Source organism: Fluviicola sp., from assembly GCF_039596355.1.
Taxonomy (GTDB): domain Bacteria; phylum Bacteroidota; class Bacteroidia; order Flavobacteriales_D; family Crocinitomicaceae; genus Fluviicola.
In genome coordinates, this window is record NZ_JBCNJW010000008.1 from 147,719 (window position 1) to 169,689 (window position 21,971).

A 21,971-nucleotide genomic window follows, 5' to 3' on the forward strand; every position below is an offset into this window, starting at 1 on the left:
GAAAATGGATCATTGAAAAGACTTAAACATTCATTGAACTATTAAGAATTTAAAGCACTAAGAAATAAGACATGGCAAAGCAAATCTATTTTGATGTTGAAGCTCGTGAGAAGCTTAAAAAAGGAGTTGATTCCCTGGCAAATGCAGTGAAGGTAACTTTAGGTCCGAAAGGACGTAACGTGGTGATCGGGAAGAAATTCGGAGCACCACACGTAACCAAAGACGGTGTGACCGTAGCAAAAGAAATCGAACTGGCAGACCCGATTGAAAACATGGGTGCTCAGATGGTGAAGGAAGTAGCTTCCAAAACAGCTGACATTGCCGGAGACGGAACAACGACAGCAACCGTTTTAGCACAGGCGATCATTGCGGCAGGATTGAAAAACGTAGCTGCAGGTGCAAACCCGATGGATTTGAAACGCGGGATCGACAAAGCAGTATTGTCTGTTGTATCTGACCTGAAAAAACTTTCCAAAGAAGTTGGTTCCGATAACGACAAAATCAAACAAATTGCAACAATTTCAGCAAACAATGACGAAACAATCGGTTCATTGATCGCTGAAGCCATGAAAGTGGTCGGAAACGACGGAGTAATCACCGTTGAAGAAGCAAAAGGAACGGAAACAGAAGTAAAAACAGTAGAAGGAATGCAGTTTGACCGCGGTTACCTTTCTCCTTACTTCGTAACCAACACTGACAAAATGATCGCTGAAATGGAGCATCCGTTGATCCTGATCTACGACAAAAAGATCAGCAACATGAAGGAATTGCTTCCTATTTTGGAACCGGTTGTTCAAAACGGGAAATCCCTGTTGATCATCGCAGAAGATGTAGACGGAGAAGCATTGACAACATTGGTTGTGAACCGTTTGCGCGGAAGCTTGAAAATTGCAGCAGTAAAAGCTCCGGGATTCGGAGACCGCAGAAAAGCTATGCTGGAAGACATCGCTATTTTGACCGGCGGACAAGTAATTACAGAAGAGCGCGGACTGACATTGGAAAACGCAACTTTGGATATGCTTGGAACTGCTGAAAAAGTAGAAATCGACAAAGACAATACAACCATCGTAAACGGAGCTGGTCAGAAAGCAGACATCCAGGCACGTATCGGTCAGATCAAAGCACAAATGGAATCCACTACTTCCGATTACGATCGTGAGAAATTGCAGGAGCGTTTGGCGAAACTGGCAGGTGGTGTTGCCGTGTTGTACATCGGTGCACCGACCGAGGTTGAAATGAAAGAAAAGAAAGACCGCGTAGATGACGCTTTGGCAGCAACAAGAGCAGCTGTTGAAGAAGGAATCGTACCGGGTGGAGGTGTTGCCCTGATCCGTTCAATGGATGCTTTGGAGCACCTGACAGGAGCAAACGACGATGAAACAACCGGAATTGCGATCGTAAAACGCGCAATTGAAGAGCCTTTACGCCAGATTATTGCAAATGCAGGTGGCGAAGGAGCAGTAGTTGTTCAGAAAATCCGCGAAGGAAAAGATGATTTCGGGTACAATGCACGCACAGAGCAGTACCAGAACCTGTATGAAGCAGGAGTTATCGACCCGACTAAAGTGACGCGTATCGCCATCGAAAACGCAGCGTCTATCGCAGCTATGTTGTTGACAACAGAGTGTGTGATCGCTGACGAGCCGGAAGTAGAAGCTCCGCACTCACACGGAATGCCGGGAGGTATGCCAGGAATGATGTAATAACATTCATACAATAATAAAAAAGCCGGGGTGAAAAATTTTTCGCCCCGGCTTTTTTATAGATACTTCCTGGAAAGATTGTTACAATTTCCCTATGACCATTTTAAAATCAGTCAATCTGCTGGTGAAACCGGATCCACCTCCCCGGTAGTCACAATGAACGAAAATAATCTCAGAACCAACTTTGCGAATATGGAATCGGCTATCTTTCACCATGTAGTTCATCTTTGTTTCATTCAAAAGCGGTTTTACCAGGTTATCCAATTCTTCCTCGGCAATATCGCGCTCCAGTGTCAAATACCTCGCTCTGTCCAATTCCGGATCATAAAAGGCAAATTCCCCGATCGAATGTTTTTTATGTCCGTTTTTAAATTCAACATTCCCCTCTTCGTCAAGCATTACAATCAAAGGAACCGGGTTCTTGTCTCTTTTTGACTTCACGAAATTTCCCTGTACAAACGTCCATTTTTTATTATTCAAATCCGTATAGTCTACAATCGACATTGGAATCGGCTTCACCAAAGCCACCACTTCTTCCGGAAAATGAACAGTGCGCTCTTCCAATTCTGTTCCTTCGTCATTTAACCGGTACGACTTCATGTGTAACGAATAACTCTGTGTTCCGGCGATCTTTTCAACCCACTTCAGTTTGATTCCATCGGAGTAATAAGCATAATTCATAGCCACTGCTGCTTCGGGCACTCCAATCTCTACCGATTGAATTTTCTCAAGTTCCAGTGTTTTTAAATCCAGGCTGTAAATTTCAAATACACCTTTGGAAGATTCTCTCAAATCATAATAAAATCCTTCGTTGCTCGCATTCAGCACGGATTTACATTTTCTCACTCCCAGGATCAGTTTGTCATTATTACTATCATCGAGTACCTGGAACTCCACATCATTGTATACATCTCTTGTTTCAGAAACCAAATCAATACAAGTATAAACCTCCTCTGTTTTCTTTTCTTTGATGTTTATTTTTACAAGGCGCAAAAACGTATAAACGTTTTTGGATGAGAATTTTTGTTTGGGGTGTGATAAATCGCATCTTGAGACATAACTGGCATAATAAATCGCGTTGTTATCATCGATCATATGAACCCCCGAGCTTTGAGAATGTGCATCTGCTACTTTAGGCGCGGTTCCTGAACCCGTCACTCCTTTTAGTTGTTTCATCGGAACGTCGTAGTACTCATTTGGCCCGTCGGACTTCATATACGTAAACTCAATACTTTCTCCGAAACGGCTATAGCGCACATTGCGATCGTAAAACGAACCTTGTGAACGTTCGGCAGTCATTGATGTAGACTTGGATATGGTAGGCGGCATGGTTTCAGGTTCTCCTAGTTTATTCCCGTCCGCATCAATTTTATAGACTTTCTTATGACCGGTCAATTGAATGGTTCCATCATTTAAAATATAGACCCAATTCAATTCTTCCATCTTACCACCGAAGACATCCAATACATCGATTTCTTTTTGTTGTGCGTTAATTTGAAAGACCGTAAAAATAGATAGGACGGCAAAGATTGATTTTTTCATTCGATTTAAGTTTTTCCGCAAAAGTACAGATTACCTCCATCATTGACTATCAAAATCAACCGGTCAAGACGAAAAATTTTTCTTCCGAATGATTTTATACAAATACCTTACATTTGTATCCATTACAGTCCTGGCCCTTGCGTCAGGACTTTCCGATCCTCCTTCCTCCCGCTTACGGGAGATAGACAGGAACGACACTATATAGAAACGGCTGACTCGTTTTTCGAATCAGCCGTTTCACTTTCAATAGAGTCGTGTTCTAAACTTACAGTTCAAATTCAATAAACTGGATCAGGAATGAAGCAGGAGTCCCTACTTTGTAAAAACCTGTTTTGAATTCCACCAATGATTTAATTGCAATGAACTTGTTATCTCCCAGTTTCACGATGTCGCAGTTTACTCTGAAATCATACGAATTCATTCCTTTTTCACCCAAAGGCTTCGCTAATTTATTGAGCAGCTCAGCATCCTGGATCTCCAAATCCAACTGGTAATACCGTCTCTTTTCGTCATCATAATATCCCGGACATCCGTCGATCCGGTCACGAATTTCGGAAGTTTGTTCCTTATTCACCAACACGTATGCCATTACCGGATCTTTATCGCGTTTGCTCTTCACAAATCTACCGGCAAGCACTGCAAATTCGTCTCCTTTCTGGTTCGTATAGTTAAATGCTCCTACAGACTGCGGCTCCAGCAATGAAACGTATTCAACAGGGAATTCGTAGGTAATCGAATCTACTTCTCCCGATTTCTCAATTTGGTATGTTTTATTTTTTAACGCGTAATATTTGGAATCCGGAATGTGTTCTGTCCAGGAAAGTGCAATCCCTTTATCCGTTAATCCCAATGAAGAGTACACCACCTCCGGTTCGGAGGAAATGGAAGTACTTCCGATCACTTTCACTTCTTTTGTTTCAATGTTATACGTTTGGAGTTCATATTTCCCCGAAAAGGAATATCCTCTGATTGCCGGGTGTACCATTTTCTTGTTCAATTCCAAAATCCCGATTTTGAACTCATTGTTTTCAAAGCCCAGAATTTTAATGGAAACCTCGTTGTCTTTTGCTCTTTTCAGTTGAAAAACGTCTTTCAAAACATACTCTTCTCTAAACTCCTGGGTCTTCAGGTTGATGTATGTCAATCGAACGAATGAGTTGTATTTATCTTTTTGAGGAGTTTCCGCACCGTGACTGTTTTTTGACATGGAAACATAGCTTCTCGCAATGACAATATTATCGCCATCAATGTTTTGAATGAACGAACTCAAAGCTGGTCGGGAACTGTAATAATTAAATGCTGCCTTTTTATCATTGTAATTGAATACCGATCCTTTGAAGTTCTCCAGTTTCGGAACTTTGATTTCGACCAATTCCCGTTTGTCAGAAGAAAAATTCCTAACAAAAGCATAGATTCCATCCATCACGTGGAAGTAGATATCGTTGGCTTTGTTGTATCCGGTATACTGATCCAAATCGTATTTATACTTCTTTGCGGCTATCGGGTTTGCACCGCGATGAACAACTTTCCCTTCAGTATCGATCAAAGCAAGTTCCTGACCTAGATCCAGCAAGACATTTCCATCTTTCAATTCGTACATTCCGGTATAGGTAAACTTCCCTTTTCCGAGTACTTCATTCATGTCAATAACCTTTTGGGCTGATGCAACTCCTGCAGACAAAACGCAGGCAACAAATAGAAAAATAATCTTCATTTTATTAAATTAGATTGAATAAAGTCCAAATTTAGAATTTTAGATTTAAGCTTCGTGCTAAAAAAGATGATAAAACAAAAAAGTCGATTTATCGGTACTCATGCACTTTGTGGAAAAGCCGGACTCAAGCAGAAAAACCCTTCAGATGATCCATCACTCACACGAATCAAAGTGTCATTTTCCCGGTTCTTAAGTACAATTCTTTGATTTTCTCCACATGGCCTGTTTCCACCATTTGATTAAGCGTTTCCATGTGCAGGTAAAACACTTCGTTCCCGACCTTGCGGAATCGGAGCATGCGTGTGTGCGGTGCCTTTTCTGCAATGTCTGCCGGTAAGTCTGATAATGCCTCCGTTTCTTCTTTTGTGAGTTCTTTGATACAGGGCAGACACAACATCTCAGAATCAGTTGTGACGTAATTTTTGAGCAAATCCCATTTCAACGCACTGTTTTCGACCACCTGCAATTCAGACTGCTCGTTCAGAATAAAAATTGCCGGATGATTCGGCAGCATGGTACAGTATTGCTTTTGCCCGTTCAGATCTTTGAAAATCCGCAGGTTCGGGGTTTGGGGCTTACTCAGTTTCACTTCCGAAGACGGAAAGGTCAGAACCGTTTCTTTCACATCGTAGTCTTCGTCCAACTCAAAAACACGGGCCTGAAACGCATACATATTGCTTCCGGTCAGTTTTGTCCACGTCAGCATCCAACCGTCATTTACCAGGGAAAAACTCACCGAAGTGGCTGCCGGAACAGACTCGATACTGGTCGTATTTACCTTTTTTTGTGAATAGTCGTTGAGGCTCACAGACCAAACATCCAAGTTGGATTTACAGTAATCCACCCGTTTGTAATCACTCATCGTGAGCGGCGGTGCGTGCCGGTCTTTGAAAGATGCTTTGCTCAAGCAGAAAAGCAACTCCCGGTTTTTGTTGATCCCGATGCATTTGAAATCATAGAAATCCAGCACTTCCTTTTTCTTCCCGAAAGCAGGATTAAACACATCGATGAGCAGGTATTCATATGTTACAGAATAATCTTTCAGGTTCAGAATACTCAAGCGCAAATAGGTGTTTGCTCCTTTCGGTTTGAATTGTTTGGGATGGGTATTCGCTGAAATGGCAAAATATGTTTGGTATACAATTACTTTCCCCGGAATGGAAGTGATGATTCCCGCATCCACATGATTGGCGTTACTGGAATAGGCATCCCACACACTTTTCACCACGTGTTCCTGCTTTTCGAACGGAATCGCTCTGTATTCATTCTTACTATCCGGAAAAAAGCGTTCGATGTGCAGACGGTCGTCTTCGAAGGTATAGCGCGTGTTGGTTTTCATGTCGAAAGCCGTGCAGCTGCCCGTTTTCTGATCCGAATCCGACTTCTCTTCCACCACTTCCTGGATGAGTTCTTTGTTCAGGACTCCCTTTGCATCAAACTTGAAGCGGTAATCTCCTTCCGAAAGCTGAAACGAACCGTCTTCAAACAGGTAACTACTGATTTGATACGGCAGCTTGTTTTTGAAATATTCCGAGTTCTGCACCCAGGAATTGGACTGTCCGAACAGTGAACCGGAAACAATCAGGAAGATCAATGAACTCAGCAGGCGCATTTCAGGAATTTACGATTTACAAATAAGAAGTAATGTACTAAAAAACGGTGATGAATCCCTCCGGGTTGGTAGAAAAGGTTTAAAATTTCCAACGGAACCTTTTTCACTTTTAATCTCCCAAAAGAATATAAATTCCCCAATTCCTGAAGCACCGCAGGGAATAGTTAGTACCTTTGCAAAAAAATTGCCATGGCAGACATTACAGTTACAATCATTGACAGAGAAGGAACGGTGCACGAATTATCAGCGCCTACGGACATGAATATGAACATCATGGAACTTTGCAAGGCATACGAACTTCCCGTAAAAGGTGAATGCGGCGGAATGGCCATGTGTGCTACCTGCCAGTGCTACCTGGAATCCGATACTCCGTTGGACGAACAAAGCGATGCTGAACTTGACATGCTGGATCAGGCATTCTATGTAAAATCAAACAGCCGGTTGGGATGCCAGATTCCTATTTCGGAAGAAATTGACGGAATTGTATTGCGCCTGGCGCCAGAGGCGGAATAGTTCCAAATGATGAATGCCTAATTACGAATTGATCATTATTCGGAACTCGTCATTCGGAATGATAAAAAAACTCTCCCCTTCCTGCTCAATATTCCGGATTTCCGGAACTCGAAGTGATGGGAATTAGCACCTGATCTCAATCAATTCCAAAAAAATAATTCGGAATTCGGAACTTGGAATTTGGATTTACAAGGTAAACGTCAACCCCGTTCCGAAACTGAAGATTCCCAATTGTCTTCTCAGGTTCACTTTCGACCAGATTTCTCTTCCTGAAAACCAATATTCGGATTCGTCCATGCGGCGGTATTTCTTTTTGCCGAACTGTAATGCATACTGGTAGCGGAAACCGATGTGAAACAGGATGCGCTTCGTAATCGGGTAATTCATCCGGAAGCCATACATGAACACCATTCCCCGGAATTCTTCCGCACGGGAATCCAGTAAATGTTCTTTTACGGAAGGAAGCACACTGCTTTCATTCGGATTCACCGTCTCAACCGCGAGGTCTCTGTCGGGGAACTGGATCAGGGAATACCCTACTCCGATTTCACTGGCAAAACCGCATGGAACCCTGCTGTCATTCAACGACACCAGGACACGAGGCATAAATATCGTTTCACGAATCGGGAGATACCCAACCCGGGCATTCAAATACTGCGTAGTCATGGTTCCGCTGCTGTCTTTGAAATTCCGTGTCAATTCGTCTACCGACTGCAGGTTGACCCGGTAAAAGCGCTGTGAAAATTCCAATCCGAAGCCAACATATTCCGAAACAGCCATATTTAAACTCGCTCTGTAGGAAAGGTCGAGCAGGTTATACGAACTTTGAAGTGTTCCTTTTTGAGAAACGTATCCTTTGCGTTCTCCGAAAATATTCTGGAGCAGCGGAAACTGCCCCTGCCCGTCTATTTCCAGGAAAATCCGACGACCGTAATAACCTGCTTCCTGTGCCTGGATGAACGAAGCGGACAACAAACAGCAAACAAACAACAGCTTCTTAATCTTCATTTTTTGCTTGCTTTAACTGGTTAAACATTCCGTACAAACGCGAACCGATAAAATGTTTGGTCGATGGTTCATTCGCATAATACGAGCGATCCAGGAGCACTTCTCCGGTTTGAAGATTCAATACATAAAACTGCCAGTCGGAATAATGTCCCGAAAGGATTTCAATCGGGAAGTAAACCAACCCAACCGGAAGCAGGATCGTAAAGAGCACCACATTCCCAAAATACAAATCCGGGGCGTATGCATGCTGGTACTCTATAAACAATACCTTTTCTGCGCCAAACAAATTGCGGATGCGGTTGAGATCCGGCACATCCAATACAAAGAAATCATTTTCGTGATCGGTGATTGCACGGGTCAGACTGCGCTGCAACAACGCATAATTGTTCCAATCGGCAGCACTTAGTGTATCCAGCCGCTGCAGGTTCATTGTTTTAATGTGGATATCCAGGTCGGACGCATTGCTTGCCACTTCCTTGTAGATCAGCTCGCGCGTTTTAAACGTCTTGTAAACATCCATTTCGGAGGAGCGCGTTGTTTCGAAAACCGCCGGCTGGAAGATCAACATGGAATCCATTTTCAGATGTGCTTCCTGGCCATACTTCGAAAACTCCAAATCCATCTGTTCGCTGTCCGTCAGGAGGTTAAACTCGTCGTCCTTTTTCTCCAGCAGGAATTTTTTGTCGGTATGCTGCTTGAACTTCGCCAGGAAACTGCTGTCGCGGAGAATGTCTGCAATTCCGTACATGTAGAACTTGGTCGAATCAATCTCAAAACCATCCGTCATTCCTTTGGATTGGTTTTCAATCACCGCATACTTATCCCATGCATCCGTCGGTGCTTTCTCGCCAGCAACCGCCTGCTTCTTTTCGCCCAGGTACACCAGGGTTTGGGCATAATTTCGTTTGGAAAATTTTTCTAAATCAAACTCTTCGCTTTTAACCAATATCTGGATTGCCGTGAGCAGGCATTTTTCGGCAACCACATTGGTCGTGTCTTTTCGGTAATTGTCATAGATCACGCGCAGCCCCATCGTTAATTTCCCCTGCTTGGGAAGGACGCCTAAAAACTGGTTGAGGATGGAAATCTGTCCTTCGTAGTACTTGATTTTGCGTCTTGTCTGAGGCAGACCGGTATAGATACTCGTTTTCCTTTTCTGGATAACCACTTTCATCAGATCCAGCCAGGCCTGCGATTTACAGTTTGCCAGGAAAACCGATTCCGGGTACTTTTTTTCCAGGATGTAGATTGCATACAAGGCATCCACCGGTTCTTCTTCGTATACTTTATTCAGTACGTATTCGAATCGGGAAATATCGCGGACATAAAAGAACGACGCGCTGTCTTCATACAACATGTTCCCGCCCCAATCCTTGAATTTCGCAATTTGCTCCGACACCTGTTCTTTGCGCTTCGCCAGGTTGGGATGCGACATCAGGTAATCATTGTATTTGAATTTGGCTGAAATTTCGGTTCTTTTGAATTCGAAATACATTTCCGGCACATACATTTCTGCCGTGTTGAAATAGGTTTTCTCGAATTTCATTTCTTCAAACGGAAGGTAGGAATACAGCAACACGTCGAAGGTCTTGTTCAACTCCGTGGACTTATACCCGGCATCATGTACCATTTTGACTGCCATCCGGTCTGCTTCCAGCTCATTTTCCCGCGAATAATTACTCAGGAAACGAGCTCTTTCGTTATAGGAATAGAATTTTTCCTTCGTCGCATATTCAAAGAGATCCAATACGTGATGTTCCTGGAAGTGGATAATCTCATGCGAAAGCACAAATGCAAGCTGTGCTTCTGAAGTAAGCTGCGCGATCAATCCGGTGGTGACAAAGACAATTCCCTGCCTGGTTGAAAACGCATTGGCATCTGTCGAATTGTAAGTATAGAAACGGAGTTTTCCTTCCAGGTCTTTGTTCCCGGCAACGAGTTTATCTCCGAGTTTCTGCAAATAACGGCTCACGGTGTCTCCGAAAGTCACATTCCCGGAGTACAGGATTTCGTCGATCGAATAATGGAGTTGTTCAATAAAGAACTGCTTTTTTTTGCTACTGAGTGATTTCAGGTCTTCCTTTCCGTCCTGTTTGATTTTATTCAACGTAGAAGTGGAAAAATCCCTGGGAACCGGGCCTTTACTGCACAAGGGCTGATACCGGTTAAAGGCTTCCTGCGCCATTCCCTGTGAAAACACAAGCAATGACCATACAAAAGCTATCAGCGTTTTCCCTACCATTTAATGTTTTCGGGGAGAATGCAAACCGGGATTGGTTCCATTTTATGTTTGTTCGCACGGTTCAATCTGCGGAAGATCGACAGCACTTCTTTTTGTCGTTCATTGAGCGTTTCTTCGTTTCCGCTGAAGTCCATCGCCCATTCCAGTTCCGGGTATGTAGCTCCCATCTGGTCTTCATCGGATCTTCCGTCTTCCCATAATCCGTCGGTTGGTTTTGCAGTGAGGATGGATTCGACAATCGTGAGCGAGCCGGCCAGTTCAAAGACTTCCGTTTTCGTCAGATCGGCAATCGGACTCAAATCCACGCCGCCATCACCATATTTTGTAAAGAATCCCACTCCGAAGTCTTCAATTTTATTTCCTGTTCCTGCTACAAGCAAAGCGTGTGTCTGCCCCAATGCATACAAGGTCGTCATGCGCAGCCTTGCTCTTGAATTGGCCATTGCCAGGTGATTTTCTACCGTGCTTGCCGGGAACGTTTTTTCTAACTGATGAAACGCATCTGTGAGGTCAATGGTTAATGCTTCTACGTTGGAAAAATTCGTCTGCAGCCAATCAATGTGCTCGCTTGCACGCGTAAACTCTGCCTTTGTTTGCCGGATCGGCATATTGAGCACCATTACTTTCATTCCTGTTCTTGCACAGAGCGTAGAAGTCACTGCACTGTCCACCCCTCCGGAAATCCCGACAACAAATCCGTTCATTCCTGCATTTAACGCATATTGTTTCAACCAATCGGAGATATAGTCGACTACTTGTAATTCTTTTTCCATAAATCTTGTTAGTAAAAATAATAAAGAAATGTCTGAGAATTCAGGCCACACTCAAATATTTCCCGCAGATTCCCGGATTAATCGTTTTAGATACACCTCCGCGTTTACTTTCCGGAACAAGGAATCACAAAAAATCCCGTCTCAGCGATGCCGGACGGGATTTCCTATGTTGAGTTTGTTTTTTCTTAGAACAAGATTCCGATTTTCAAACAGAACTGTGTTTGTGTTGTTTTCAAACCGAAGTAATCACTGCTTCCAGCTGATCTGTTGAAAAGCGTTTTGTTTTTTCCGCTTCCTTCGATGTTGATCGGAGTCACCCCGTAGTAGAATCCTAATTCAGCAAACAACAGCGTGTTTCCTGTAAAGTTCCACTGAGCTCCACCAGCCAAACCTAAAGCAACACGAATGAAGCTTACATCGTTTCCGTAGGAAGATTTCATTCCGTCCATGGTCGTACTTGTCGATGGGTACAAACCTGCCTGGATTGCGTCCATATTCGTTCCGTTTGCACCGTTCCCGAAGATGAATCCGTCATCATTTCTTGTCGACTTAATCAAAAAGCTGGTACGTGCTCCGAATTTCCCGTAGTAACGGAAGTCTCCGATTGCATTGGTACGGAAGAGCAGCATGGTAGGCAATGTTGCATAAATGTTTTTATACTGTCTTCCCGTCAGGCGGAAAACCTGATCGGTGTTCGGATCCTTCACGTCTTTCTCCTGGATGATGTTGTTGTCGTTGTAATAGTAATAAGAGTTTCCGTTAAGAGCCGTCATGGCAATCCGGTAAGATTCGAAATCGAACTCCAACCCGGTCACAAACCCAATATTTTCATTGAAATTGATGTTGATATTCAATCCGAAAGCGTTCTGAACCCCCACTCCGTCTTTCTCGATGCGTTTGGTTCCCGGTTTCGTGAAATTCAACCCTAACTGGTAGGCGATTCCCATGTTTACTTTTTTATCAGATCCTTCTGATTGTCCAAAAACGGCAGCGGAAAAAGCTACTGCCAAACATGTTACTATTACTCTTTTCATAAGTTATCTTAAAACTGAACCAAATATAGTTTCTTTCGATGAGACTAGAATGATTATTTTTGACCAATATGAAATTTACGAAAAAATTGAGTTCACCGGCACTTTTCGTGTTCGCTTCCATCCTGTTACTGGCCGTTTCGTGTTCCGATCCGCTGGATGTGGATATTTCTTCGAGCACGTACCGCCTGGAAGGTGTTCAACTGGATAGTATTTTGAAGCATACTCCGGATGAGAAACTGAGTTCTGAGATCGAAGCATTGGCGAAAAAATACCCGGATATGATGGATTACCAGTTTTACTACTGTTTCAAAACCGGGCTTCCGAAAGACAGTACTTTTGCGATAAACTGGGCAGATTTCACGCTGAGTCCATACTACAAACGCCTGTCGAAACGCATCGATGAAAAACTGGCTCCCAAGCTCCCGAAATCCAAACAAATAATTGAAGATGGATTCAAACGTTTACATGTCCACCTGCCAAACAGCAAACTTCCGAAATCGGTGATTTTCATGAACTCGTATTTTTCGTCGAGTGTTTACTGCACGGAGCAGGAAATCGGGATCGGGCTGGAGCGTTATTTAGGAGCAAAAACGGATGTAATCCGGGAATTGCCCGGCGATGTATTCTACGAATGGATTAAAAAAGCCATGGAACCGGAATACCTCGAGCGTGATGCGGTTTGCGGCTGGATCCTGACGCATATTTGTGAACCCGGAAAGGATTTCAATAACATCCAGGCCATTGTTCAGTGGGGTAAAATCCTTTACCTGACGAAAGCGGCATTACCGGAACAGGATGAACATATTTTGCTCCGTTATACCGAAAAAGAATACGACTGGGCTTTGAGAAACGAACGCAATTTCTGGGAATACCTGGTGAAGCAAAACCTCTTGTTTGCCCGAAGTGAAACCGATCAGGCGGCATTTTTGCAGGAAGCTCCGTTCACCGCCGGACTACCTCAAAAGGGACCGGATCGCCTGGGACAATTTTTAGGTTACCGCATTGTTTGCAGCTATATGGAACAATATGATGTAACTTTGCAGGAATTAATCGACAAACCGTACAACGAGATTTTAAAGGAATACCAAATTAACGATTGAAAAAATGGAAGAAGAAATAGTAACAAAACGATCTGAAATCAGCGTAAAAATTGGGCTTAACGCAAACAATCTTCCACTTGAAATGCATTGGAGCGCGCAAGACGGAAACATTGAAAATGCTCCGGCGAAAGCCATGATGCTGTCTCTCTGGAACCCGGAGGATAACAATACCATGAAGATTGATTTGTGGACGAAAGATATGTCCGTAGAGGAAATGAAGCAGTTTTTTCATCAAACGCTGCTCACCATGGCAGATACTTTTGAGAAAGCAACGGGCGAAAACCTCATTTCAGAAGATTTGAGAGATTATTGCTACCATTTCGCTGAGAAGATGGATATTATGCCGGAGAAATAAGAAGACTTCGGGAGTCAAGACACAAAACGTTATTGAGTCGAGAGATCAGATTTTAAGATTTTATTGAGTCAAGATAAAATCAAAAAGGCTTTCGGAAATTCTGAAAGCCTTTTTTAGTGAGTATCTCAAGTCTTAAAGACCAGACTCTTGAAATCTTGTCTCTATTAATATCTATTTCACCAACGTCATCTCGTCGACCAAATGTTTTGCACCGCAGTAAACGTCCATCACCCACATCACGTAGCGGATATCCACCACGATGTTGCGGCAACGGTTCGGATCGAAGTAGAAATCACTCATCGTGCTTTCCCAGCTTCTGTCGAAGTTCAATCCCATTAAATTTCCGTTTGCATCCAGCACCGGGGAACCGGAGTTTCCTCCCGTTGTATGGTTTGATCCCGTAAAGCATACCCACAACTCACCGTTCTGAGCATAGTTTCCGTAACTTTTCGATTTGTACAACTCAATCATTTTCGGATCCAGATCAAAATCCGGATTTCCGGTGTTGTGCTTGTCGATCATTCCTTTCAACGTGGTGTGCTCCGTATATGCCATTCCATCAACCGGGGCTGAACCTTCCAGCAAACCATAAGTTACACGCAGCGTTGAATTGGCATCCGGCCAGTGTTTTGCATCCGGGAACATGATTAATTTTCCTTTGACAAATTCTTTCAGCAGAGCGTCCATTTCCAGTCCGTAGTCATTTGATCCGGATGCAATTTCATTACGCATCAGGTTGAAGCATTCCGTAAACAATTTGTAACCCGGGTCTTTCTTCAATGCTGCCAATGATTTATCTCCGAACTTATTCAGGAAAGCCAGGTACTTTTCTTTGTTCACAAACACTGATTTGGAATACACGTCAGCCGCCAGTTTCTGGTTGCTCAGGGAAGGAATCACAAAACGCTTGTCGAGGTAGTTTTGGAATGCAGGAGTGAGCACCTCAAAGATTCCTTTGTCAACATTCACATCGTAATTCTTAAAGAATCCCTCTGCCCCTTTCACCAGGTTCTGAATTTTAGCATCCAGTTCGTTATTAGTCTTATATTTCTCGTAATTGCGCTCGATATCTTCCATAGAACGTGTCAGTCGGAAAAACTCCGGCCCCACGAACAGGTATTCCACCATCAGGGTGTAGGTAAACTCGTAGTGCGATTTTTGGTCTACCAGCTGGTTCATGCGGTCAACCAGGGGAGCGTACTGATTCCAGCCATCCTGCGATTTTGCCCGCGCCACATATTCGTCTTCGAATTTCTTTTTCAGCGAAACCGCATCCAGTTGTTTCAATCCGTCAATCTGCCCGATGTATTTCTTCCAGGCATTGGCAATGCGCGCCTGTTTTGCCATGTACTGAATCCGTGTCAGGTCTGATTTGGTCATTGCTTCATTGATCACTGCCAAACTTTTCGTACGCATATCAATTTCCATCGGGCGTTGCTTCTCGATGTAGTATTTCAGGTTTCCGGAAGTCAAATGCTGTTCTGTTTGTCCCGGGAAACCGTATACCATTGTGAAATCTCCGGCTTTTCGGTCGTTGAATGCAATTTTCAAATGCTTGATCGGCGAATACGGAACGTTGTCTTCGCTGTATGCCGCCGGCTTGTTGTCTTTTCCTGCATAAATGCGGAATACGGAAAAATCTCCGGTATGGCGCGGCCAAACCCAGTTATCCGTGTCTCCACCGAATTTCCCGATAGAACTTGGAGGAGCTCCAACCAAACGCACGTCCGTAAACACTTCCTTCACCATCAGGTAGAAGCTGTTTCCGTAATCAAATGCCTGTACATCGGCCTGATAGTGAGTATTGCGGGTAGCGTCTTCAATCAGTTTTTTCATGTTACGTTTCAACACTTCTCCGATCTTGTTCCCGTCTTCCAATCCCTGGATTCCGAACAACATGGCTTCGGTTACGTCTTCGATTCGCACGATCCGCGTAGCGGTCAATCCGGCATTCGGAAGTTCGTCTTTAAAGCTTTTTGCCCAGAAACCGTTTTTCAGGTAATCGTGTTCGGTAGATGAATGTTTTTGCACGGCATCCAGACCACAGTGGTGATTCGTTAGAAGCAAGCCTTTGTCCGAAACCAGTTCGGCGGTACAACCACCTCCGAAATGCATGATTGCATCTTTCAGCGAGGCATTGTTTACCGAATAAATATCTGCTGCGGAGAGTTTCATTCCTTTTGCTTTCATATCGGATTCAAACGCCTGAAGCAAAGACGGAATGAGCATCCCCTCTTCCGCATGAAGCGCAAACCCGATTAACAGGGCTAAACTCAACAAACCATTTTTCATATTTCTCAATTTTGCCCAAATATACCAATACCCTGCCAAAACAAGTTGTTCAATTCAACCCTTTTTCGCATTTTTGCTATGTGGAATTTATCAGTTTAATCTTTCGACTGGGAGTCATTTTGGCGATTTTCAGTTTCATTTGGGGAATTTTGAAATTCGGCTTTGTCCTGTTGCGCGGAGGCGTACCCGTATCTTACCCGCTGGGGCTTGCCCTGAAAACGATCCAGTATCTGCTGATTGCAGACGTGGCCATCCTGTTCTGTACGGATAATCCGAATGGAAACATGGCAACATCTGTCACCACCGGTTTGATCCTGCTCATGTATTTCGTTGGAAAAGTGCAGAATATGCAATTACGAAAGGTCATGATGATCCAAATCCAGGGAAGAACACTTTCCGATACGCAGAAACCCAAAATGGGACTCGAATTCGGAATTGTGGCATTAGCGATGGCTGTTTTCGGCTTTTTGCTCCTGAACCCGGAATTTGCAGCAAACTCCATTTCCAGCTGGTTTTATTCCAACATCATTGATATCGAGGGCACGCCGATCTTCGGATTTATCTTTAAAATTGTTGGTTTCTTCTTCACGATTACCATGCTGCTTCGAATGGTGAACGCGCTCAGCGTCATTTTTTCAGGAAAAGCATTCGGAAGAAATCAAGACAATAACGATCCATACAACGGAAATAACCCGAATCAGAATCAGTCCAATACTCATTTCGACGATTACGAAGAAGTGGATTAAGCGATCTGTTTGATCAAACGGAGGATTTGCGGAACGAGAAATGCTGTTCCGTTATTTTCAATGACCAGGTCGGTCAGTTTTCTTTTTTCAGACTCCGGCATTTGCGCATTGAAGCGGGAAAACACCTGCTCATCGGTCAGGCTGTCGCGTTCTTTTACGCGCTGAATCCGGATTTCTTCTGACGCACCAACCAAAAATACGGCATCAAAAGACCGGTAGTTCCCGGTTTCGAATAAGAGTGCCGATTCCTGGAAAACAAGCGGCGATTGCTGTGCTTCGACCCAATCTTTGAAGTCCTTTCTGACCGCCGGATGCACCACGCTGTTCATCGCTGTTCTTTTGGATTCGTCCTGGAAAATCTGTGCCGCAAGGTAAGGCCGGTTCAGCACTCCGCCGATATACGCTTCTTCCCCGAAAAGTTTTTTGAGACCATCCACAATGGAGTGATCTTCGTGCATCAGGTCTTTTGCGCGCTGATCGGAGGAGTACACAGGATAGCCCATGATCTCAAGGATTTTCGCAACAACTGATTTCCCGGATCCGATTCCACCGGTGATGCCGACTGTTTTTTTTTTCATAACAAAAAATCCCCCTTGGCGAAGGGGGATCTGTTTTTAAATTTCTTCTACTTCTATGATATTGAAAGGCAGCCCGATGATTGCCTGGTAATCCTGGCCGGCTTCTTCCATATCTTCATCGTCTTCTTCGAAGAACCAGTTCACGGTTACATTCGTTTTGGATCCCGAGATCGCTTCCAGTTTTTTGAACAAATCCAGGATGCATTTGGATGAAGAGGTATTGAAATACTCCAGTTTCACATCAACAGCCGTCTCCGCGATCGGATTTTTCCCGTAAGAATCAATCCAGTCATTCAAAGGCTTGTAGAATTCCACTGAGTTTTCAGGAATAGAACGACCTTTCAACTCAAGCTTTCCGGTAGTGGCATCAAAATGGATCGAAGGTGTTTTCGCTGATCCTTCCAGGTGTAAATTTTCCATATTCTTACTAATCAATTTTTATGTTCAAACAGAAAAAACTAGTTATGTCGTTAATCGGTAAAATCTGGTATTCCAGTCTGTTTCCCGATTTCCGTGCAATATCAATCATACCAAGTCCAGCTGTTCCTTTATCGGACAATGCCCCATTGCTGAGCACATCCTGATAATATTTCTTCAGCTCATCCTTATCCATTCCATTGATCATTTCGAGGCGCTTTTGTAAATCCAGCGCGCTTTCGTTGTCAATGTAATTTCCGGTTCGAATAACAAAATGATCGTCTTTCTTTGCTATCATAAACAAAGCAGAACGTGCCTCAATCCGCGTCAGGTTCTTGTCAGCATCTTCACCCGAATCAATGTGGTGATACAAATTCTGCAAACATTCTACCAATACGTTGAAAACCTTCTTTTTCATCTTGGGAGATTCTTCCATGTAATCCATTTTAGACTCCATGATGGAAAGAACTGAGGACATAAGTTCCGACGTGACCTCTCCCTTGAATGATAGCAGGATATTTTCCCGCTCCATTGTTTGGTATAGTTCGTAGATGTCGTTCTTTATCATTCTTAGTTTTCGAAGTGGAACAAATATAAGAATCCTATCGAACTAATTCTGAGGTTCGACGAAAAAAATGAGCAAATGGTAGAATTTATCGTGAGATTTCAGCGACTGGTCTCGTCAGCTACCTGGAGGAGGAAAACCGGTGTAGTTTTTGATGATTTTGCGCTTACAGACTCGTTGATAATTCGGGAGCATTCGCGCTGAATCTATGGAGGTTGTTTTCCCGCGGAGGTGCGCAGATGTCCGCAAATGCAATCCGCTATGTGTTCTATGTTCCTATGTGGAACAAATACGGGGTTGGAAATTAACTTCAACCCATTGATTATTAGTGTATTGAAAGTGAAGCACGAGTTTAGGGTAAGAATAAGGGTACTATTGTACTCCCAACGTTTCCAGAGGGTTCTAAATAATCCTTTCTATTCCTCTGAAACACCCTAGAACCATTTGAAATTGAATGGATGCAAGCATTACAATTGCGATAAAGTAATTTATTAATCAATTAAATATCCAGTTTTTCTCAAAAAATCTTCTCCTAGTATTACAGGATGGAATTGAAGCGAACCCTCTTGCATTGTGTTTGGATGCTTAAATACATATTCATGGATCGGTATATCTTTTCCCACGCGAGCATAGGTTTGACCAATTGTAAAATCGATAATTTCTAAACTTGGGAGTGTTAACCAAACATGAAATCCTATGATTCTATTTTTTTGTTTTTCCTTGAGTAATTTTATTACAAAATCTTCATCTATGAAAAAACTAGTTGCATCTCCAAGTATAAAATAACCGCAGGTAATTAGTGATTCACATTCCAAATATTTGTCAACTAATGGTTTCATAAAATATGAAACCGTAGCACATTGTAGTGCTAGTTCACCATTAATGAATTCGGGAAATTTATGACAAAGAAGATCTCTTAGATCTTCATAATGAAAAGGTTTGATATAAGTATCCTGAGAATCTAATACTGGTACATCAAGTTTCAAATTCAATCGTTTTGTACGCTCAATCGCTTCAATAAAAGTTTGTTGATAATTTGCCATATCAAACTATTTTACTTCAGTTATATCAATTCCATTTTCAGAGACAACCATCCTAAAGTACGAATGGCTTCGGCTCGCTTTATTTAAAGCTTCATGATACTTTTTTTGAAACTGAATTAAGTTCGGTAAGGAGCTTTGAATAAGAGGATTTTCTTCAAAATCCTTTTTAGAAATTCGCTTTCCTTGAAACTCCATTATTATCTCAACTCTCAAGTGTGCTTGTGCTGGCAAATCATTCATTGATAATAGTTTAGTTATATCACAAAATAAGGGCAATCCTTGAAAGTAGCGAAATATCTCGCGGAAAAGCAACAAATCTGAGGTACACAACCGAATCCTAGTTGTTACTTTTAGAATGAGGTGATTTTTCTGCTGTTTCTAAAAATGTCGTTATTCTTTCTAAAGAAATTGAACTGTTTTTACTTCCATTAGAATCAGATATCCTCAAGTCACATCTTCCATTTTACAACAAATGTTTACACATAGCTTTTAACTTTATTCAATTAGTTCAAAATCACTTAGATCTTGAAACGGTTCTATTTTCTTGAGATCATCCAATGATCTTAATGCAAAAGCCATCTTTGGAATATTTCCAATTGGATATGTAAAAACATAAAGAAAACCTTCACGAACTGCGAAATTTTGGAATCTTTCAAACGGAACACTTATTCCATCATCTTTCCAGGTTAACAATTTTTTATCGTCTAAAACTCCCATATAATAAAATTGTGAATAGTTAGATTCTAGTATAATAAATTACTAGTAAAAGTATAACGCATTTTTTTTAATAACGAAGCTACATATATCAGTTGATCGACCTGAATTTTCTAGTTGAAGTAATTCACAAACGTTTAAAATAGTTAACTGAATAAAAGACTTTAAATAACGACTAATCTTCTTTTTTAGTCTGTTTAGAGCCAGTTGATTGTCTGTTTAAAAATGGTAAGTTATAACTAACAGAAACAAATCCTGTACCTCGGAAACGTGTTACATATTCTAGCTTTGAATAGTTTGAAGGAAGCGGATCATATTGACCAATAGTTTTTGTGATTTTATATTGGTTACTCAGATTGCTATAATTACCCCAAACTGCTCCAGCACTTAAACATACACGATTGTGCGCACCTAAAAGTAAACTTACTCCTGTAAAATAACGCACACGAACCTTATCACTAAAACTTATTCCAGCTCCAAGAGTTAACCCTAAATTGACAGAAGTCCAACATTTATGATATAGATGAAGGTAGCTGGCAAATCCAAATTCCTTTGTACCCGTGTTTTCATTTACTATACGTTTGTTATAGATTGTTGAATCCGAAGTATTTGTTGTATTCTTAGTTATTGTACTATCAGCAGCTAAAGTATAAGTTTGATCATGCTTGAAACCCATATATAAACCAGCACTAATATCGGCTTTAAAAAAGCCTTTTATATAGATCGTCTGAGTTGGATTTTTTGAATTTTTCTTAAATTGGGACCCTTTTTGAAGGCTAGGATATGGATTTAAGGGTTTTGCTTCGATTGTCATTCTAAGATCCAATTTATCAGCTTTGGGCACTTGTGGACAGTAGTAAGTAATGTAGGGTTGATTAATTGTAAATTCTTTATACAGGATTTTCAACTCTTTATTTAAAACAGAGTCCTGACCCGATGGTGATAAATAAAGATCAACCAATTGCAGGAATGATAAATTTTTATAAGATCCCTTATCTCCCGAATCCTCAAAAAATCGCTCAATACTAGTGTCTATATAGTTTAATGCGTCTTTTTTCTTCTCTTTTAAGCATTCATTTCCGTATGGACTACTCAAATAGTAGTTTTCCAAAAGTGTTTTCATTTCTGTACGTGCGAGTAGAAGTTTAATTTTCATAGTTTGATATTGTTTTAACTCCTCGTCATTTATTTTTTTACTTTGAGCGACCGTTTCGTTATCCCCTGACCAATTCTCAGCTCGACTTAATAATAATGTCTCAATGAGTGAATTACTTTCATTATACATGAGAATCGTAGAGTCTAGAACTTCGACAGAATAAATTGCGGGATTCACGTTTGCTACTACTAAAACCAAAGGTTCTCCAGCATTTACAACAGTTTTAGTTTTATCTACGATCTTCCCGTTCAGATAAGTTTTTGTTTTACCGGTTTTGGCATTATAGATCAAGCAATTTGCGTCTGGATAATCTTTTAATATTTCAGTTTCATCAATAACCCCGTTTTTTTCAGGATCAACTTTAAATGGTGAGAGTTTAAATTCAAATTTTTTCACGAGTTGCCAATATGGAATAATGTTATTTTCGCTATTCTTATCTTGTTCTGATTCAATAAACTTGTTTTTTATTGCAATCCTATCTTTATTAAAAATCAAGAAAAAATTCTTATCAATCTCTATTGGATTTGTAGGGTCAGCTGCAGTTAAAATAAGTTTATCGTCCTTTAATAGTATTTTAAGTTCATATTTGGTAGTTCTTAGTTTTTCTGCTAACATGGTGATTTCTTTAGCTGGATTACCATCAGCACCTTCCACTTGATATTGAATTTTGTTTTCTGTTTTGGAATCCATGTTTACAAAAGCAATTGTAAAACCCTTTTTGAAATCGACCTCATATCCATCCTTGTTGATTTTATTTATATCAATTTTTATTGAATTCTCTTGCGAAAGCCCTTTATTCATCAAAGAAAGATTAACGATGGTTATTGCTAGCAATAATAATTTACGTTTTTTCATATTGAGAGT

General features: G+C 41.8%; 20 protein-coding genes. 5 read left to right on the plus strand and 15 right to left on the minus strand.

All coding sequences use genetic code 11. The annotated features are described in order from the left end of the window. Positions 1-71: 71 nt before the first annotated feature. On the plus strand, positions 72-1,703 hold the full coding sequence (gene groL / locus ABDV94_RS14795; RefSeq protein WP_343747981.1) for a chaperonin GroEL: 1,632 nt from the start codon (positions 72-74) through the stop codon (positions 1,701-1,703). 81 nt (positions 1,704-1,784) lie between these two features. Here groL and ABDV94_RS14800 read toward each other — a convergent pair whose 3' ends face one another. The 3 genes from ABDV94_RS14800 to ABDV94_RS14810 form a co-directional block, all read right to left on the minus strand. Continuing rightward, positions 1,785-3,245: a hypothetical protein gene (locus tag ABDV94_RS14800; protein WP_343747982.1), complete on the minus strand. Its 1,461-nt coding sequence runs from the start codon at positions 3,243-3,245 to the stop codon at positions 1,785-1,787. A 265-nt stretch (positions 3,246-3,510) separates the two neighbouring features. Continuing rightward, positions 3,511-4,959, minus strand: a complete 1,449-nt coding sequence (locus ABDV94_RS14805; protein ID WP_343747983.1) for a hypothetical protein — start codon at positions 4,957-4,959, stop codon at positions 3,511-3,513. 166 nt (positions 4,960-5,125) lie between these two features. After that, complete coding sequence (locus ABDV94_RS14810) at positions 5,126-6,571, minus strand: hypothetical protein (RefSeq protein ID WP_343747984.1); 1,446 nt, start codon at positions 6,569-6,571, stop codon at positions 5,126-5,128. A 189-nt stretch (positions 6,572-6,760) separates the two neighbouring features. On the opposite strand from ABDV94_RS14810, the gene ABDV94_RS14815 reads away from it, so the two are divergent. After that, a complete protein-coding gene (locus ABDV94_RS14815; protein ID WP_343747985.1) occupies positions 6,761-7,084 on the plus strand; it encodes a 2Fe-2S iron-sulfur cluster-binding protein in 324 nt (107 codons plus the stop codon). A 186-nt stretch (positions 7,085-7,270) separates the two neighbouring features. Here ABDV94_RS14815 and ABDV94_RS14820 read toward each other — a convergent pair whose 3' ends face one another. The 4 genes from ABDV94_RS14820 to ABDV94_RS14835 all read right to left on the minus strand — a co-directional run bounded on the left by ABDV94_RS14820 (position 7,271) and on the right by ABDV94_RS14835 (position 12,141). Beyond that, the gene (locus ABDV94_RS14820; protein ID WP_343747986.1) at positions 7,271-8,092 is read right to left on the minus strand and encodes a hypothetical protein; all 822 of its coding nucleotides are present in this window, start codon (positions 8,090-8,092) and stop codon (positions 7,271-7,273) included. Next, complete coding sequence (locus ABDV94_RS14825) at positions 8,082-10,334, minus strand: M48 family metallopeptidase (protein WP_343747987.1); 2,253 nt, start codon at positions 10,332-10,334, stop codon at positions 8,082-8,084. The genes ABDV94_RS14820 and ABDV94_RS14825 overlap by 11 nt, the downstream gene beginning before the upstream one ends. Further along, entirely contained in the window at positions 10,328-11,107 is a 780-nt protein-coding gene (nadE, locus tag ABDV94_RS14830) for an NAD(+) synthase (protein WP_343747988.1), read from the minus strand. Before nadE ends, ABDV94_RS14825 begins: the two co-directional genes overlap by 7 nt. A gap of 185 nt (positions 11,108-11,292) precedes the next feature. Then, on the minus strand, positions 11,293-12,141 hold the full coding sequence (locus ABDV94_RS14835) for an outer membrane beta-barrel protein (RefSeq protein WP_343747989.1): 849 nt from the start codon (positions 12,139-12,141) through the stop codon (positions 11,293-11,295). Between the two features lie 68 nt (positions 12,142-12,209). Here ABDV94_RS14835 and ABDV94_RS14840 point away from each other — a divergent pair, with 68 nt between their 5' ends. After that, positions 12,210-13,241, plus strand: coding sequence for a hypothetical protein (locus tag ABDV94_RS14840; RefSeq protein ID WP_343747990.1), 1,032 nt, complete (start codon positions 12,210-12,212; stop codon positions 13,239-13,241). Positions 13,242-13,245: 4 nt separating this feature from the next. Next, on the plus strand, positions 13,246-13,596 hold the full coding sequence (gene gldC, locus ABDV94_RS14845) for a gliding motility protein GldC (RefSeq protein WP_343747991.1): 351 nt from the start codon (positions 13,246-13,248) through the stop codon (positions 13,594-13,596). A gap of 171 nt (positions 13,597-13,767) precedes the next feature. Here gldC and ABDV94_RS14850 read toward each other — a convergent pair whose 3' ends face one another. Further along, positions 13,768-15,888: a S46 family peptidase gene (locus ABDV94_RS14850; protein WP_343747992.1), complete on the minus strand. Its 2,121-nt coding sequence runs from the start codon at positions 15,886-15,888 to the stop codon at positions 13,768-13,770. An 80-nt stretch (positions 15,889-15,968) separates the two neighbouring features. Between ABDV94_RS14850 and ABDV94_RS14855 the strand changes: the two genes are divergently transcribed. Continuing rightward, on the plus strand, positions 15,969-16,634 hold the full coding sequence (locus ABDV94_RS14855; RefSeq protein ID WP_343747993.1) for a hypothetical protein: 666 nt from the start codon (positions 15,969-15,971) through the stop codon (positions 16,632-16,634). Here ABDV94_RS14855 and coaE read toward each other — a convergent pair. From coaE to ABDV94_RS14890, 7 genes are all read right to left on the minus strand, one after another. Continuing rightward, positions 16,631-17,212: a dephospho-CoA kinase gene (gene coaE, locus ABDV94_RS14860; RefSeq protein WP_343747994.1), complete on the minus strand. Its 582-nt coding sequence runs from the start codon at positions 17,210-17,212 to the stop codon at positions 16,631-16,633. The genes ABDV94_RS14855 and coaE overlap by 4 nt on opposite strands. 36 nt (positions 17,213-17,248) lie before the next feature. Continuing rightward, positions 17,249-17,632 (minus strand): DUF1987 domain-containing protein, encoded by a 384-nt coding sequence (locus ABDV94_RS14865; RefSeq protein WP_343747995.1) that lies wholly within the window; start codon positions 17,630-17,632, stop codon positions 17,249-17,251. 7 nt (positions 17,633-17,639) lie between these two features. Further along, positions 17,640-18,197 carry a SiaB family protein kinase gene (locus tag ABDV94_RS14870; RefSeq protein WP_343747996.1) on the minus strand — a complete coding sequence of 186 codons (558 nt, stop codon included), beginning with the start codon at positions 18,195-18,197 and terminating at the stop codon, positions 17,640-17,642. A gap of 488 nt (positions 18,198-18,685) precedes the next feature. Next, positions 18,686-19,237, minus strand: a complete 552-nt coding sequence (locus ABDV94_RS14875; protein WP_343747997.1) for a hypothetical protein — start codon at positions 19,235-19,237, stop codon at positions 18,686-18,688. 6 nt (positions 19,238-19,243) lie between these two features. After that, complete coding sequence (locus ABDV94_RS14880) at positions 19,244-19,477, minus strand: hypothetical protein (protein WP_343747998.1); 234 nt, start codon at positions 19,475-19,477, stop codon at positions 19,244-19,246. A 255-nt stretch (positions 19,478-19,732) separates the two neighbouring features. Continuing rightward, positions 19,733-19,954: a hypothetical protein gene (locus ABDV94_RS14885; protein ID WP_343747999.1), complete on the minus strand. Its 222-nt coding sequence runs from the start codon at positions 19,952-19,954 to the stop codon at positions 19,733-19,735. 172 nt (positions 19,955-20,126) lie between these two features. Beyond that, on the minus strand, positions 20,127-21,962 hold the full coding sequence (locus tag ABDV94_RS14890; protein WP_343748000.1) for a hypothetical protein: 1,836 nt from the start codon (positions 21,960-21,962) through the stop codon (positions 20,127-20,129). Positions 21,963-21,971 lie beyond the last annotated feature (9 nt).